We start from the raw sequence: 16198 nt of genomic DNA, 5'->3' as shown, positions 1-16198 counted from the left end.
TCGCGGGCAAGCCCGGCTCCTACGGGGGATCGATACCGAACGCGGCATTGGCGTACGGCACCATCCTGTAGGAGCGTGGCTTGCCCGCGAACCGCCGCAGGCGGCCAGACGACAGCAGCCGACTACCCTCAGGCGATCACCACGCTGGCGCCTTTGAGCGTATCCAGCCCAACCCCCACCAAGGTCACCGAATCAGCGCCAAAGCTGAGCACGGTGTCATTGCCGACCACCTTGGCATGTTCAAGAATGTCGTGCCCCTGGGTATCGGCATAGCCCATGAACACCAGCTTGTCCGAAGACTGGAAGCCGCTGATGCGGTCCTGGCCAAAGGCACCGTTGAACAGAAAGGTGTTGCCCCCGCCCCGTGCCTCCATCAGGTCATTGCCCGCCCCGCCGATGAACAGATTGCCGCCCTTGGCCGCGCCGATCAGGTGATCGTTGCCGCCATTGCCCAGCAACCATTCACCCGAAGCCTTCGCGGTCAGGGTGTCCGCCCCGGCGCCGCCCACCTGCGAAGCGACATACTGGCCGCCGGACAGGCTCTGGTCAGCGACCTTGTGGGCCACGTCCCGGGACAGGAACACCAGGTGCGGTTCACTGCTGACCAGCGTGCCGATATCCCTGGCAATGGTGATCCCGCCCTGGGCATCGCGAAGATACAGCGTGCCCTGGCCGTCATTGGCGATCTCGACGCTGTCGAGAGGCTTCTGCAGGTCAAGGGTGTTATGGCCCTTGCCACCGAGAATGATGTTGTAGCCGCCGTCGTCGCGGAACGTGTCATCGCCGCCGCCCCCTTCGAGATAGTCGTTGCCGCGCCCGCCCTTGAGCAGGTCGCTGGCCTCGCTGCCAATGATGAAGGTGGTGCCGCTATGGGCCTCGGCGTTGCGGTTGAGGTCCTGCACCCAGGTCTTGTCCCGCGCCGGATCCGACAGGTTGCTGACGACGATGGTCGAGTTCCTGCCGGTCAGGTCGTAGAACGACGAATCGACTATCCGTTGCATGCCGTTGCCATAGGCGGTCGGCAGGTGTGACAGCCAGGTGGCGATGTTGCCGATGGAGAACGGCATGGCGTTCCAGGCATCGGACGCGTAGTGGTCGTTGAAGTTGACGATGTTGTTGGTCGCCGAAGCCTTGTAACCGTCATGCACGCCGAGGGTCGCCAGGGTCAGGCTGGAGCCGTCGAGGGCCCGGAACACCGGATCGTTTTCATAGCCGATGTTCAACACATGGGTGCCCGCGCCGCTCTGGGTCGGCGAGGCGAAGGCGATGTAGCTGGCATCCTTGTAGAAACCGCCCCACTGGCCCGCACTCAGGTCCGCCAGGCTGTTGACCGCCAGCCCGCCCAGGCTGTGCCCGCTGACCAGCACATCCTTGCCGCCCAGGCCGTTGGCCCGGGCAAAGGCGGCGACGCTGTCGAGCAGGCCGGAGAAGGCATTGGCGCTGTAGTTTTTCGCGTAGTCCTTGGGGCCGATGGCCGCCAGCAGGTCATTGATCGCATCACCGATGGTGTCGGTGATCACGGTTTCCCGCGGGCCGCTGGTGCCGCGAAAGGCGATGCCGATGGAGGTCAGGTGGCCCTCGGCGTCGTACTTGCCGAGCACTTCCGCCTGAGCGGTGGTGTAGCCGGTCTTTTCGCCGTAGAAGGTACCCCGGCCATCGGTCTTGCCGACGTAACCCAGCTGGCTGGCGCTGATCGGCGTCCAGCCGGCCGCCTTCACCGCCGCCAGCGCCGCCTTCTCCGAATCGGGGTTCCAGGGCACGCCGGGAATTACGCCCTGGGCGTCCGTGCCACCGATCAGCGCCTTGACCAGCGTCGCCGGCAGGCCGAGGCCGAAGCCGTGCTGCTGGTAACCGACAGCCAGGCCATTGTCGATGTTGTGGTAGGAATACAAGGTGATCGCCATCGCGTCAGCGTACAGCGCCTTGGAGACAGTGGAACCCGCATTTTCATAGTCAAAAACACCCATGGTATTGCCTCTCTGTTGTTGAAATTGTCGAGAAAGCCTGCAACGGAAGTCAGTGAACGGCCGCCGGCGCCACGAACGCCTCATCGACCCTGGCCAGGTCGGTTTCGCGCAGCGTGCCGGCGTAGTAATGCAATCGGGTCCAGGCCATCAGGTAGTCATAGCGCGCCTGCGCCATGTCCCGACGGGTGCTGTAGAGCTGTTGTTCGGCGTTGAGCAGGTCGAGGTTGACCCGCTCGCCGCCGAGGATGCTTTGCCGGGTGGAGAGCACCAGCGACTCGGCCGAAGCCAGCGCCTTGCGGTAGGCGCGCAGCTTGCTCGCCCCCGACTGGCAGGCGTTGTACTGGCGCCGCAGCTCGATCAGGGTTTCGCGGGTCTTGCCATCGAGTTCGTATTCGGCCTGTTCCAGGTTGGCACTGGCCTGGCGAACCGAGGCGGACACCCCGCCACCGGCGAACAACGGCACGCTGACCTCGAAGCCGACGGTGTTGGTGTCGTAACGCTGGTTGTAGGTGTTGCCGCTGTCGGACTCGCTCTTGCGCAGGCTGGCATAGGCATTGAGCTTGGGCAGGTGCCCGGCGCGGTTGCGCTCCACTTCGTAGTGCGCCACCTCCACCGCCTGGCGCTGGGAAGCCAGCGTCGGGTTGTTGCTCAGGGCCAGCTCATGCCAGGTGGCGAAGTTGGCCGGCTCCAGTGGAAACGACTCGAACCCCTGCGCCAGCGGCGCCAGCTCGGCGACGTCGACCGTCGGCACGCCGATCAGCGCTCCCAGCTCGCGCAACGCCGCATCCTGCGCATCGCGGGCCTCGATCTCCTCGGCCGTGGCCAGTTCATAGCGCGCCTGCGACTCGAGGATGTCGGTGCGGGTGCCCTCGCCCTGACGGAACAGCTGCGTGTTCTGCTGGAACTGTTCGTCGAGGGCCTTCTTCCGGGCCCTGGCGATCTGGATCTGGTCCTCGGCGAACAGCGCCTGGGTGTAGTAGGTCAGCACCCTCACCAGCAGTTCCTGGCTCTTGCCGCGAAAGGTCTCGTCGGCAAACAGCGCCTGGGCCACGCCCTTGCGATAGTTGGCATAGGCCTCGTAGTCGATCAGCGGCTGCTGCAGGGTCAGGGTCGAGCCGGAACTGGTGTAGTTGCGGTCCTCATGGAAATTGCCGCGTTCGTTGAGGTAGGTGACCCGAGAGTCGTTGCGGCCCTGGTTGTAGTTGTAGGACAGTCGCGGCAGCAGGCCGGCGCGGCCGATGGCACGGTTTTCCTGGCCGGCATCGCGCTCCTTGAGCGCGCCGAGGAACACCGGGTCGTTGCGCAGCGCCTGCTCATAGACCTGGAACGGCCCCATGGCCTGGCAATCGAGGGAAAACAACAGCAACGCAGCCGCCACACACAGCGGTTTGGTCATCAGGCGCAACATACTACTCCTCGGTCAACGCAGAGCCCGCACGGTCCATCAGGGGCTTGAACAGATAGTTGAGCAACGACCGCTCACCGGTGCGCACGAACATTTCCGCCGGCATGCCCGGCTTGATCACCAGCCCGTTGAGTTTCTCCAGGGCCAGGTCGCTGACCGAACTGCGCAGTACGTAATACGGCGTACCACTTTTTTCATCGAGCAACTGGTCGGCGGAAATCAGGCTCACCGCACCGCTGACCCGCGGCGTGCGATTCTGGTTGAAGGCGGTGAACAGGATGTCCACCGGCAATGCCGTGCCGACCTTGTCCACCAGGTGGACCGGCAACCGCCCCTCCACCTCCAGGCGTTCGCCCTGCGGGACGATCTCCACCAGGGTGTCGCCGGCACGCACCACCGCACCTTCGGTATGCACTCCCAGGTTCACCGCGATACCTTCGGCCGGTGCGCTGATTTCGCTGTGCTGCAGTTCGAAACGGGCCGAGGTCAGTTGCTGTTCCAGGGTCAGGGTCTTGAGCTGGGCCTCGGCCAGTTGGCTGCGCACCTCCTTCTGGTATTCCTCGGCGTGCTGCGAAAGCTTCAATCGCGACTCGAGAATGCCCTGGTCGACCCGCCCGCTCTCACCGCTGTTCTGCGCCAGGTCCTGCTGCACCTGGGACAGTTGCCGCTCGTACTCCAGCAGGCGGTTGGCCGGGATATAGCCGTTCTCGGCCAACGGCCGCAGATTGTCCAGTTGACGCCGCAGGGAGTCGGCGCGGGCGTTCATGTCGGCGCGGGCCCGACGCATGCCGGCCAGTTGCGCACCAGCGCCCTCGATGGCGGCACGAATGCCGGCCTGTTCGCGGGCAAACGCCTCGCGCCGGCTGCTGAACAACTGCCGCTGACCTTCGAGTACCAGGCCTAGTTGCGGGTCGGTATCGGCGGTCAGCTCATCCGGGAAGTTCACCCGCGCCAGGTTGTCCCGCTCGCTCTGCCAGCGCGCCTGGCTGGCCCAGGCCACCCGGTACTGCGCGCGCAGGGACTGGACATCGGCCGAGCGCTGGGTCTGATCGAGGCGAAACAGCGGCTGCCCCTGGCGGACCAACTGCCCTTCGTGCACCAGGATCCGCTCGACCACCCCTCCGCCGAGGGACTGCACCGCCTTGCGCTTGCCGGAGACCACCACGGTCCCTTGGACCGCAATGCCCTGGTCCAGCGGCGCCAGGGCCGCCCAGGCGAAGAAGCTGCCGGCGCCCAGCAGCGCCAGCCACCAGCCGGCGCGGACAAAGAAGCCGGCATCGCGCTCCTGGCGCTCGTGGGGTTCATCGTGTTGCATCAGGCTGTCCTGGCTCATGCTCCGCTCCTGCGTGTCGCTGCACCGTATTGCCGGCTCAGGCTGAGCCCGGCTGGGGTTGGGGATGGCTCGCGCGGGGCTTCGGCCACCGTGGCCGCCGCTGGTTGCGCGTTGCCGGCCAGGGCCTTGAGCACCTCGGCGCTGGGCCCGAAGGCCTGCATCCGCCCCTCGTTGAGCACCAGCAGCTTGTCGGTCTGGGCCAGGGACGTGGTCCGGTGGGTCACCAGGATCACACTGCTGCCCTGGGCCTTGAGCTGGGCGATGGCCGCGGTGAGCGCCGCCTCGCCGACCGCGTCGAGGTTGGAGTTCGGCTCGTCGAGGATCACCAGCCGGGGGCCGCCATATAGCGCCCGGGCCAGGGCCACCCGCTGTTTCTGCCCACCGGACAGGCCGCAGCCATCGTCGCCCAGCAGGGTGTCGTAGCCCTGGGGCAGGCGCAGGATCAGTTCATGAACACCGGCCTGTACCGCGGCAGCCACCACCTTTTGCGGGTCGGCCTCGCTGAAACGGGCGATGTTCTCGGCCACCGTGCCACTGAACAGTTCGATCGATTGCGGCAGGTAGCCAATGTGCGGGCCGAGTTCATCGCGGTCCCAGCGATGGATATCCGCGCCGTCCAGGCGCACCACGCCCGCCAGGGTTGGCCAGACCCCCACCAGCACCCGTGCCAGGGTGGACTTGCCCGACCCCGAGGCGCCCAGTACGCCCAGCACCTCACCGGCCTCGATGGCAAAGCTGACATGGTGCAAGGTGGCCCCGCGCCGCCCCGGGGGACCTGCGCTGACCTGCTCGAACGCCACTCGCCCCTTGGGCTCGGGCAGGCTCATGGCGGGCTCGCCCTGGGGAAACTCGCGCAGCAGTTCGTCGAGCCGCCGGTAGGCCAGCTTGGCCGCGCTCCACTGCTTCCAGACGGCGATCAACTGGTCGATGGGGCTCAGGACGCGCCCCATCAGAATCGAGCCGGCGATCATCATCCCGGAGCTCATGTCGCCCTTGATCACCAGCAAGGCGCCCAGCCCCAGCACCAGCGATTGCAGGCACAGGCGCAGCGACTTGCTCAGCGAAGTCACCAGCGCGCCGGTATCGCTGGCCTGGTTCTGCCGCGCGAGAAACCGCGAATGCACCTGGAACCAGCGTCGACGCAGGGCCCCGAGCATGCCCATGGCCTGGATGGTTTCGGCATTGTGCAAATGGCTGGTGGCCAACTGGCTGGATTTCTGCGAATAGCCACTGGCTTCGGCCAGGGGTTTGCGGGTCAGCCACTCGTTGAGGCAGGCCAGCGCAATCAGCAGCACCGCGCCCACGCTGGCAAACACTCCGAGCCACGGGTTGAACAGGAAGATCACCAGCAGGTAGAGGGGAAACCACGGCGCGTCGAAGAACGCGAACAACGCGGGCCCCGTGAGAAACTGGCGGATATGGGTCAGGTCGCCCAGGGCCTGGCCGGCATGCCCCTCGCCGCGAAACAGGTTGCGTTCGAAGGCCGCCTTGTACACCCGCAGGTTGAACTGCCGTTCGAGCTGGCTGCCGATGCGGATCACGATGAAACTGCGGATGGTTTCAAGCACCCCGATGAAGGCGAAGAAGCCCACCACCATCAGCGTCAGCATCACCAGGGTGGTTTCGTTCTGCGACGTCAGTACCCGGTCGTAAACCTGCAGCATGTAGATCGACGGGACCAGCATCAGCAGATTGATCAGGGCGGTGAAACAACCGACGCTGATCAATATGCTCTTGTAGTCACCCAGTACGCGGAACAAGGGTGTACCCGAAATCATCTTCAACGATTTCATTTATCGTCCCTGATTTTTTGATTCTAGAAATTCGTGAGACCCGCAAGGATCTCTGCCCTGTCACTGAAGTTGATTCAAAACATGCAACGGCCCTTTTCCCCTGGCGATGGATTCGCCATCCAACGGACAGAGGCAGCCATCAGGCTGCCTCCTTTCCCAGACTCAGGCGACGATATCCGTCTGCACCGCCTGCCCGACGGTCATGACCCGGAAATCGGCCACGCCGTCCCCATCGAAGTCGACCGTCAGGTCATACCCCAGCACCGCCTCACGGGACTGCCCGGTGAACTTCTCGACATAGGTCAGGCCCGAGCCGTGGGTGAGAGCACTCAGATCGATCTTGTCCTTGCCGCTGACGAAGTCGACGATCCAGTCGGCACTCTCCGGGATCGAGTCGCTGATATCGCGATACAGGAAGGTATCCCGACCGGGGCCGCCCACCAGCCAGTCAAGCCCGGGGCCCCCGACGAGGATGTCGTCGCCGGCCCGGCCATTGAGACGATCTTCGCCGTCGCCACCATTGAGGTGGTCGGAACCGCGGCCGCCGATCAGGAGGTCGTCACCGGCGCCCCCGTAGAGGGAACTGGCCTTATTGCCCGCCCTCAGCGTGTCGTTGCCAGTACCCCCGAGCAACAAGTCATGACCACCGCCGCCGACGATACGATTGTCCTGGGCATTACCGACGATGTAGTCGTTGCCGGTCGTGCCGTTGAAGTTGACAAGCGGGTCAGGCACATCCTGCCTGGGAGAAACGGGATTGAGGGTAAACAAAGACATATCATTTCCTTAAAAATCAATAGGTAAAGCAACAAGAGCGCTTCGCCAACGAAAGGTCGTATCGGGCGGACTCTTGTGTACGGCGGTCCTGGGCAGGCGGTCACCCGCGCTTGCCGAAACTCAGTCGCGGCTCTTTCTGCCGAGGGTCAGCTCACCTTGCTGGCGTGACACCGAATAACCCGCGCCATCCCGGTTCAGGTGCACCAGGCCGCTGCCCTGCTGATCGAACAGCCACAGGCCATCCGGAGTCGGCTCCCAGCCGCTGGGGCGCTCGCCGAGCAGCTCGGTGGCGCACTCCAGGTCGCCCGTCAGCATGGGCGGCTGGGCCGCCAGCTCCAGCACGCAGGTCCGCGCCGGGCTCGAGCTGCTGGACAACTGCCATTGGCCCGCGAGCGATTCGCGGCTGGGTAACACCAAACTACTGGCCATGACGGCTTCTCCCATGAAAGTGAGTGACAGGGCCAGCAGCCAGGCCCCCCTGCGTTTTCGAGTGATGGGCCCGCTGGCGGGCCGGTGGTGGTCTTGCATGCGTTCCTTGCTCGTGGGTTTCATACCATCAGACCAGAATATCCGTGACCGCCATCCGCCCTACGGTGACAACCTGGAAATCCGCCAGGCCCTGCCCGGAAAAGTCGATGGCCAAGGTGCCCTGGTCGGTGTCGGCGTCATGACTCAACACCGCCTCGCCAGCCCGTCCGGTAAATGCGTCGACGAAACTCAGGCCGCCCCCCTGGGTCAGCCTGCCCAGATCGATCTGGTCCTGGCCGCTGACAAAATCCATGATCCGATCAGAGGCCTGCGGCGTCGAGTCGGTGATGGCGCCGAACACGAAGATGTCGTTGCCCTCGCCGCCCCAGAGGCGATCCGCACCGCCGCCACCCTGGAGGATATCGCTGCCGGCGCCGCCACGCAGTTCGTTGGCCACGTCATTGCCGATCAGCACATCGTGGCCCGAACCGCCAATGGCATTCTCGAGGGTGACGCCGTGGGCAATCGAGACATTGCCCCGCAGGCCACCCACATCGGAGAACGAACCGGCCCGCAGATTGATTTCCTGGTCCTGGGTGAAACCGGAGAAGTCCAGGGTGTCATTGCCACCCCCATCCCACACCGAGAACACCAGGGCATCGGCAGACGACTGGGCACTGAGGTAGTCACGGCCGGTGTTGGAGTTGAAACCATAGACGGTGTCATCGGCACGGGTACTGTAGTTGGCCCCATAGAGCTTCTGGATCGCCGCGATATCGTCGCGCAACGGCGCGGATGAATAGTGTTCGGCGCCGTTCTTGACGAAGTTCTGCCCGGTGTTGCTTTCACTGAAGTAGCTCATGATGCTGTAACCCAGCGTGTCCTGCACGTAGCCGGCATCCCGGTAGCTCGGCTGGTCCACATTCGCCCCGTAGTCACTGGGGTGGGACAGCCCCAGGGTATGGCCGATCTCATGGACCAGCGACATGCGCCCATAGTTGTTCAGGCCGGGTGCACTGTTGAGGTCGTAGCTGTCGCTGACCAGGTACCACGACTGGCCGTCGTAGTCGGGATCGGACCCTGGCGCATAGGCGAACGCCGCGCTGCCCGCCGGGCCGACCTCGTAGTTGCCAAAGCTCAGGTGCCCTTCGCCACCGCTCGGCGCCTCGGTGAAGCTCAGGTTGGCGACATCCGCCCAGGACTGCAGGGCCAGCACCGCCTGCGCCTGCTGCAACGCGCTGAACTGGCCGAAGCCGCCGAGGCCGTGGTCGACCTTGAGCTCGACGAAGTTCGAGGGCGGCGTGTCCGGGAAGGCGAACGTCAGCTCGACGGTGCCGTTGCCGTCCTTGTCCTTCCAGGACTGGCCGCTACGGGTGAGCTGCTGCGCCGCCTGGTCCACGGAATAGCTCGGCTTGCCGCTGGTGATAGGGGAATTGATCGTTGTCACGCAAAATCCTCAAGGCAGGGCATCAGGCCACGATATCCGTGACGGCCATCCGACCGACCGTGGTGATCTGGAAATCCGCCAGGCCCCGCCCCGCGAAGTCGATCGCCAGGGTGCCCTGGTGGGTGCTCTCGTCATAGGCCAGTACCGCCTCCCGGGCATTGCCACTGAAGGCACCGACGAAGTTCAGGCCCGAGCCGCGGGTCATCCCGGCCAGGCTGATCTCGTCCTGACCCGTGGTGAAATCCATGATCCGGTCAGAGGCCTGCGGCGTCGAATCGGAGACGGCGGAGAACATGAAGGTATCCCTGCCGGCACCGCCCCATAGTTCATCCGCGCCACCGCCGCCCTTGAGAACGTCGTCGCCGGCACCACCGCGCAACTGGTTGCCCAGTTCGTTGCCGACCAGCAGGTCCTTGCCCGAGCCGCCCATGGCGTTCTCGATAGCCACGCCATGGGCGATGGAAACATTGCCACGCAGGCCGCCCACGTCGGAAAACGCCCCCTCATTCAGGTTGATCTCCTGGTCCTGGGTGAAACCGGAGAAGTCCAGGGTGTCATTGCCACCGCCATCCCAGACCGAAAACACCAGCTTGTCCGCGGACGAGGTGGCGGTCAGGTAATCGCGGTCGGTATTGGAGTTGAAGCCATAGGTGGTGTCACCGGCGCGGGTGCTGAAGTTGGGGCCGTAGAGTTTCTGGATCGCCGCAATATCGTGCAACTGCGGCGCCGAAGGGTAGACAGACGCGTCGTCCTTGGCGAAATCCTGTCCGGTATTGGTTTCACTCCAATAGCTCATCAGGGTGTAGCCGACGGAATCCTCGACCACATCGGCCTTCAGCCCGTAGTCATCGTCGCCGCTGATCCGATTCCACAGCCAGTCGAGCCAGGTATCTTCCCGGGAGTTGTAGTCACCGGGGTGGTCCAGGCCCAGGGTATGACCGATTTCGTGAACCAGGGCGAATCGGCCAGCGCTGCCCATCACCGGCAGCTGGTTGGGCCCGTCGCCGGAGGCCCGGCTACGCAGCCATCCGGACCAGGTATCGTCGCTGGGCACCCGGTACCAGGACTGGCCGTCAAGGATGGGGTGGCTGTTGGGCAGGAAGGCGAATGCCGTGGCACCGTGCATGCCCTCGCTGAAATTGCCAAAGCTCATTTGCCCCTCCCCACCCGCCTGGGCCTCGGTGAAGGTCACATTGGTCACATCCGCCCAGGTCTGCATGGCCAGTTTCGCCTGCGCCTTCTGCTGCGCATTGAACTCACTGAATCCATCCAGGCGCATTCCAACGAAGGCCAGGTTGGGTGCGGTGAGAAACTGGTAGGTCAGGTCGATTCGACCGTCACCGTCCTGATCCGCCCAACGCTGATTGTAACGGGCGAGATGCATCGCGGCCTCATCCGTGGTCAGGGAAAACTTTCCGGAAGATTCCAAAGTATATTGCCGGACCTCGGACGGAAACTGTCCAGAGAGAACTTTATTGGAGCTGGTAGATGTCATGCTTAAATCCTTGAGGCATGGAAAAACTTGCTCGAACCGGTAACTAACCGATAACAAGCCGGCCTATTGGACTTTTCCCTGTCCGAAGCCTCCTGCAAATAACGCTCATTCTTCCATCCCTCGTACAACTTTTGAAAATGCTATCTGAAGCGTGCTCAGCCCCAGGAGGAAAAGTCGACAAGACCGTTAAATCATCCAGACTTTCCCCTCGAGATTTCCCTTTACCCAGGCAACAGCAACTTCTCCATTCGACTTGCAGGAGTAGCGTAGACGCTCCCCTGTTTGTTCAACTTACGCCATGATATCCGTGACTCTTACCACACCCAGCGTAGTAACCCGGAAATCGGCTACACCATCGCCAGAGAAGTCCACTTCCAACGTCCCCTCGTGGGCACGGCCCAGTACCGCCTGCCCGGCCTGCCCCGTAAAGGCCTCGACGAAGCTCAGGCCCGAACCATGGGTAATGTCGGTCAGGTCGATCCGGTCCTCGCCGCTGACGAAATCCATGATCCAGTCGGCGGCCTCTGGCGTCGAATCCGATATCCGGGTGAACACGAAGAGGTCGCGCCCTTCCCCTCCACGCAGCCAGTCAGGCCCGGCACCCCCCAAGAGGACGTCGTGGCCGGAACCGCCGGTCAACCAGTCTTTACCGTCGCCACCCTCGAGGATGTCATCGCCGGCATCCCCATACAGGACGTCGCAACCAGGCCCCCCGATGAGCCGATTGTTCGCCGCATTACCGATAATCACATCGTCGCCCCTGCCACCCACGGCGTTTTCCAGGGTAACGCCCTTGGCGATCGACACATTGCCCAGCAGCCCGCCCACGCTTGAAAACGCGCCGGCGTTGAGGTTGATGTTCTGGTCCTGGGTAAAACCGGAGAAGTCCAGGGTGTCATTGCCGCCACCGTCCCAGACGGTGAACACCAGCTTGTCCGAAGACGAGGTGGCACTGAGGAAATCGCGCCCGGTGTTGGAATTGAAGCCATAGACGCTGTCATCGGCGCGCGTAGCGTGGTTGGCGCCATAGAGCTTCTGGATGGCCGCGATATCGTCCATCAGCGGACCGGACGCATGGGCCCCATTGAATTTCTGGCCGGTGTTGCTTTCACTCCAGTAGCTCATGACGCTGTAGCCACGCGTGTCCTGCCAATAGCTTGCATCCTTGTAGCTTGGGCTGCCCTTGAGGGCGTCGTAGTCTCCAGGGTGGCTCAGGCCCAGGTTATGGCCAACCTCGTGGACCAGGGTCTGGCGACTGTAGTTACCCAACCCGGGCGTCTTGCTTTCATCGGCCTTGTACCAGGACTGTCCATCGCTGCTGGCTCCGGAACCCGGCTGGAACGCGAATGCGGCCCCCTTCTTGCCGGCGCTGTAGTTGCCGAAGGTCAGATGCCCCTCCTTGCCTGGCTTCGCCTCGGTGAACGTCACGTTGGCGACGTCGGCCCAGGATTGCATGGCCAGGACCGCCTGCTTTTTTTGCAGGGCACTGAACGGACTGAACCCGGTGACGCCCAGGCCGCTGAAGTTCTTGGGGGCGGACGTCAGGAAACTGTAGGTCAACTCGATCTGCTGATCGTCATCCCGGTCCTTCAATACCCTGCCGCTACGGTTGATCTGGTTGACCGCCTGCTCCTGGGAATAGAGTGGCTTGCCATCAATCGACAGGGGCGTCTGTGACGATGCCCATTCGGGCGGATCCCGATGCACCGAATTAAAGATTTTATCGAGGTTTCTGGTAATGGGCTGAGGCATTCTGATGCAAGTCCTTGAGACAGGGAAAACGTGCCCGAACACGTCAATGTTCGGCCACGAGGGTGCGCATTTGACGGCCCCTTATCCGATGAATCCTGCAAATAGCGCTCACCCGACACCTTGCGATTCGAGGAGGCGGCGCAGGCGCCACCTCCCGTTTCATCGACTCAGGCCACGATATCCGTGACCGCCGCCTGGCCCACCGTGGTGACCAGGAAGTCCGCCACACCGTGCCCGGAGAAGTCGACCGCCAGGGTGCCGAGGTTGGTACCCGCGGCGTAGGTCAGTACCGCATCGCCGGCATGCCCGGTAAACGCGTTGACGAAGTTCAGGCCCGTACCATGGGTGATCCCGGACAGGTCGATCTTGTCCTGGCCACTGACGAAATCCATGATCCGGTCGGCCGCCTTCGGTGTCGAATCGGAAACCGCGCCGAACACGAAGGTGTCGCTGCCGGCACCGCCCCACAGCTTGTCCGCACCGCCAGCCCCGTAGAGTATGTCGTTGCCGGCACCGCCACGCAGTTCGTTGGCGACGTCGTTGCCGATCAGCAGGTCGTTGCCCGAACCGCCGATGGCGTTCTCCACCGTTACGCCCTGGGCAATCGAGACGTTGCCGACCATGCCGCCCACATCCGAGAAGGAACCTGCATGCAGGTTGATCTTCTGGTTCTGGGTGAAGCCGGAGAAGTCCAGGGTGTCATTGCCGCCGCCGTCCCAGACCGAAAACACCAGCTTGTCCGAAGACGAGGTGGCGCTCAGGTAGTCACGACCGGCGTTGGAGTTGAAACCGTAGGTGGTATCCCCGGAACGGGTGCTGTAGTTGGCGCCGTAGAGCTTCTGGATCGCCGCGATATCGTCCATCAGCGGGCCGGACGAGTAGGCCTCGACGCCGCCCTTGCTGAAGTTCTGGCTGGTGTTGCTTTCGCTCCAGTAGCTCATGATGCTGTAGCCGCGGGTGTCCTGCCCGTAGGTCGCATCCTTGTAGCTCGGGTTGCCCTCGCCGGCGTTGTAGTCGCCAGGGTGGGACAGGCCCAGGGTATGGCCGATCTCGTGGGTCAGGGTCTGGCGCCCGTAGTTGTTCAGGCCCGGCGTCTTGTTGACGTTGTAGCCGCTCCCGGTCAGGTACCAGGACTGGCCGTCGTAGCCAGGCTCGGTCCCCGGCAGGAAGGCGAATGCCGCCGCACCTTCCTGACCGGCGCTGTAGTTACCGAAGGTCATGTGACCATCTCCGCCCCGCGCCGCCTCGGTGAAGGTCACGTTGGCGACATCGGCCCAGGACTGCATGGCCAATACCGCCTGCGACTTCTGCAAGGCACTGAACTGACTGAACCCGGTAACGCCCAGACCGCTGAAATTCGAGGTCGGGGACGTCAGGAAGGTATAGGTCAGCTCGATCTTGCCGCTGCCGTTCAGATCATGCCAGGCGGCACCGTCACGCAGCAGTTGCGTGGCGGCCTGATCGACGGAGTAGGAGGGTTTGCCATTGACCGTGAGATTGCCACCGCGGTCATACTGATGGCTGAAGCTATCGATCTGGTTGAAGGCGGAACTTGTACCGCTGGCCGCCAGCGCCGACTCTACCGAAACAATAGCTTTCGCTTTGACTTTCGACATAAACACACTTCCTTGTTTACAAGTGAAACAGTTTTTGTCCGATAGCGACAATCCCTTGGCGAGATCATCCTATCACTCGCCCTTTTTGAAGGCAGCGAGAAACTGACACATTTTGAAATCAACCGTCCAGCGCTTTTTTTGATATCAAAACGCCAAAATCCGGAAAGATCCCGTAAACATTGCCTATGTCTGGGAAAATATTTTCTGACAGAAGTTTCCCAACCCCATGAGCAGGACATCGCGAACATTCAAGTGAGAAAAATGCATAAGCGAAGTGCATCGTTAAATGACCAATGGGTCATTTATTAACTTATGGGTCTTATTACTATTTTTCACCCTTTATTATTGTAGGACAATCCAACTATTCAACGCCACCGGTCCAGCCCCCGCATTCCCGCCATGGCATGCCCGCGAGGCCCCGGACAGCTGCACAGATGTTCTAGACTTGCCCTGGCCAGGCAGTGCCTACTGTCATCCTGCACGATTGAGCTATGTTCCAGGTACAGCATGCCCAGCAACGCCGACAACTGGATCGACCTGACTCAGGATCGCGATACCGGTATCGAAACCCTCCGTGCCCACTTCAAGGGGCACGCCTATGACGCCCACTGGCACGACACCTACCTGATCGGTGTCACCGAACAGGGCGTGCAGCAATTCAATTGCCAGCGCACCCGCTTTCACAGCATGCCGGGCCATGTGTTCATGCTCGAACCGGGGGAAATCCACGACGGCGACGCGCCCACCGAAGGCGGCTTCACCTACCGGACGCTGTACCTGGAACCCCACTGGCTGGAGCGTGAGCTGGGCGCATTGTTCCAGGAAGCGCCCGCCAACAGCCAGTTGTCCTTTGCCACACCGCTGGCGACTGGCGACAGTCGCCTGGCCCAGGCCACCAGCGCGGCGTTCCAGGCGATGCACAGCCCGGAGCTGCGGATCGTCCAGCAAAGCGCCCTGGACCAGATGTTCGACGCCCTCACCCGCCACCTGCACTGGCGCACCCGCTACCGCGAGGACCCACGCCTGCCGCGGGTGGCACAGCGGGCCCGGGAATACCTGCATGCCAACCTGCAGCTGGATGTCAGCCTGGATGACCTGGCCGCGGTGACCGGTGTCGACCGCTTCCGGCTGACCCGGGCCTTCAAGTCGGCCTACGGCCTGCCACCCCATGCCTACCTGGTGCAATTGCGCCTGGCCCGGGCGCGGCAACTGCTGGCCCGTGGCGAACCACCGGCCACGGTGGCGATGACCCTCGGCTTCTCCGACCAGAGCCATCTCGGACGCTGGTTCGTCCGGGCCTACGGCCTGACGCCGGCAGCCTACCGCAAGCGCTGCTCAAACCTTCCAGACGCCTGAGGCGGCAACCGCGAAGATCGTTGCATCGATTCATTCGCGGAGCCGCCCTTCATGCTGTCCACTTTCCCCAACCTGCTTCCTTTCGTGCTGTTCGCCTTCGTCGCCTCGGTCACCCCCGGGCCGAACAATATCCTGGTGCTGAGCAACAGCGCCCGTCACGGCGTGGCGGCGGCGTTGCCGATCATCCTCGGTGCGGGTACCGGAGCCGCGTTGATCGTGCTGCTGGTGGGCAGCGGGATCGGCCAGTCACTGAGCGACCTGCCCGCGCTGCAAAGCCTGATGCAATGGCTGGGGCTGGCCTGGCTGAGCCGGTTGGCCTGGCAGATCTTCACGGCCCCGGTGAACGCCGTGGACTCCACCGCCACTCAGGCACGGCGTCTCGGCCTGCTGGGCGCCGCCAGCCTGCAATTGATCAACCCCAAGGTATGGATGATGGCCCTGGCGGTGGTCGGCGTGTTCGCCGGCAACGGTGCCGAACGCCAGGCACATGTCGCCTCCTTGTCCCTGGTGTTCTTTCTGGTATCACTGCCGTGCATGGGACTGTGGGCCGTGCTCGGTGCCGGCTCGGCCCGACTGCTGCGCTCGCCCCTGGCGATGCGGCGTTTCAATCGCGGCATGGCGTTGCTGTTGCTGGCCTCGGCATGGATGAGCGTGCTGGCATGATGGAGTCCGAGTCGCCCCAGTGCAAAAGCCGGTCGCCCTGGTGCGCTTTTGCCAGGCAATGGCTGCGTAACTTAGCCGAACGGTGCAAGAAGACACCGGCCACGACAATAACGACCTGCCGCGAGA

General features: G+C 63.2%; 12 protein-coding genes. 2 read left to right on the top strand and 10 right to left on the bottom strand.

Annotated elements, in window-relative coordinates; all coding sequences use genetic code 11:
* Window positions 1-128: 128 nt before the first annotated feature.
* The 10 genes from ACMGT0_RS15380 to ACMGT0_RS15335 form a co-directional block, all read right to left on the bottom strand.
* Entirely contained in the window at window positions 129-1967 is a 1839-nt protein-coding gene (locus ACMGT0_RS15380; RefSeq protein WP_416773303.1) for a polyurethanase, read from the bottom strand.
* Between the two features lie 49 nt (window positions 1968-2016).
* Window positions 2017-3375, bottom strand: coding sequence for a TolC family outer membrane protein (locus ACMGT0_RS15375; protein WP_054060840.1), 1359 nt, complete (start codon window positions 3373-3375; stop codon window positions 2017-2019).
* A gap of 1 nt (window position 3376) precedes the next feature.
* Complete coding sequence (locus ACMGT0_RS15370; RefSeq protein ID WP_416773301.1) at window positions 3377-4705, bottom strand: HlyD family type I secretion periplasmic adaptor subunit; 1329 nt, start codon at window positions 4703-4705, stop codon at window positions 3377-3379.
* A complete protein-coding gene (locus ACMGT0_RS15365; RefSeq protein WP_054062275.1) occupies window positions 4702-6498 on the bottom strand; it encodes a type I secretion system permease/ATPase in 1797 nt (598 codons plus the stop codon). The genes ACMGT0_RS15370 and ACMGT0_RS15365 overlap by 4 nt, the downstream gene beginning before the upstream one ends.
* A gap of 162 nt (window positions 6499-6660) precedes the next feature.
* Complete coding sequence (locus ACMGT0_RS15360) at window positions 6661-7275, bottom strand: calcium-binding protein (RefSeq protein WP_054059345.1); 615 nt, start codon at window positions 7273-7275, stop codon at window positions 6661-6663.
* A gap of 120 nt (window positions 7276-7395) precedes the next feature.
* Complete coding sequence (locus ACMGT0_RS15355) at window positions 7396-7704, bottom strand: AprI/Inh family metalloprotease inhibitor (protein ID WP_054062425.1); 309 nt, start codon at window positions 7702-7704, stop codon at window positions 7396-7398.
* A gap of 127 nt (window positions 7705-7831) precedes the next feature.
* Window positions 7832-9190, bottom strand: coding sequence for a serralysin family metalloprotease (locus ACMGT0_RS15350; protein ID WP_152974381.1), 1359 nt, complete (start codon window positions 9188-9190; stop codon window positions 7832-7834).
* Window positions 9191-9212: 22 nt separating this feature from the next.
* Window positions 9213-10685 carry a serralysin family metalloprotease gene (locus ACMGT0_RS15345; RefSeq protein ID WP_416773298.1) on the bottom strand — a complete coding sequence of 491 codons (1473 nt, stop codon included), beginning with the start codon at window positions 10683-10685 and terminating at the stop codon, window positions 9213-9215.
* Window positions 10686-10976: 291 nt separating this feature from the next.
* On the bottom strand, window positions 10977-12437 hold the full coding sequence (locus ACMGT0_RS15340) for a serralysin family metalloprotease (protein ID WP_416773296.1): 1461 nt from the start codon (window positions 12435-12437) through the stop codon (window positions 10977-10979).
* 167 nt (window positions 12438-12604) lie between these two features.
* Complete coding sequence (locus ACMGT0_RS15335; protein ID WP_054059348.1) at window positions 12605-14053, bottom strand: serralysin family metalloprotease; 1449 nt, start codon at window positions 14051-14053, stop codon at window positions 12605-12607.
* 507 nt (window positions 14054-14560) lie between these two features.
* On the opposite strand from ACMGT0_RS15335, the gene ACMGT0_RS15330 reads away from it, so the two are divergent.
* Window positions 14561-15409, top strand: a complete 849-nt coding sequence (locus ACMGT0_RS15330; RefSeq protein ID WP_054059349.1) for an AraC family transcriptional regulator — start codon at window positions 14561-14563, stop codon at window positions 15407-15409.
* A gap of 51 nt (window positions 15410-15460) precedes the next feature.
* Window positions 15461-16072, top strand: a complete 612-nt coding sequence (locus tag ACMGT0_RS15325) for a LysE family translocator (RefSeq protein WP_054059350.1) — start codon at window positions 15461-15463, stop codon at window positions 16070-16072.
* Window positions 16073-16198 lie beyond the last annotated feature (126 nt).

It is taken from the genome of Pseudomonas sp. RHF3.3-3 (assembly GCF_048069595.1).
In the GTDB taxonomy this organism is placed as follows: domain Bacteria; phylum Pseudomonadota; class Gammaproteobacteria; order Pseudomonadales; family Pseudomonadaceae; genus Aquipseudomonas; species Aquipseudomonas fuscovaginae_B.
Note: the sequence above shows the minus strand (reverse complement) of the source record. Positions and strands in the feature narration are given on the sequence as shown.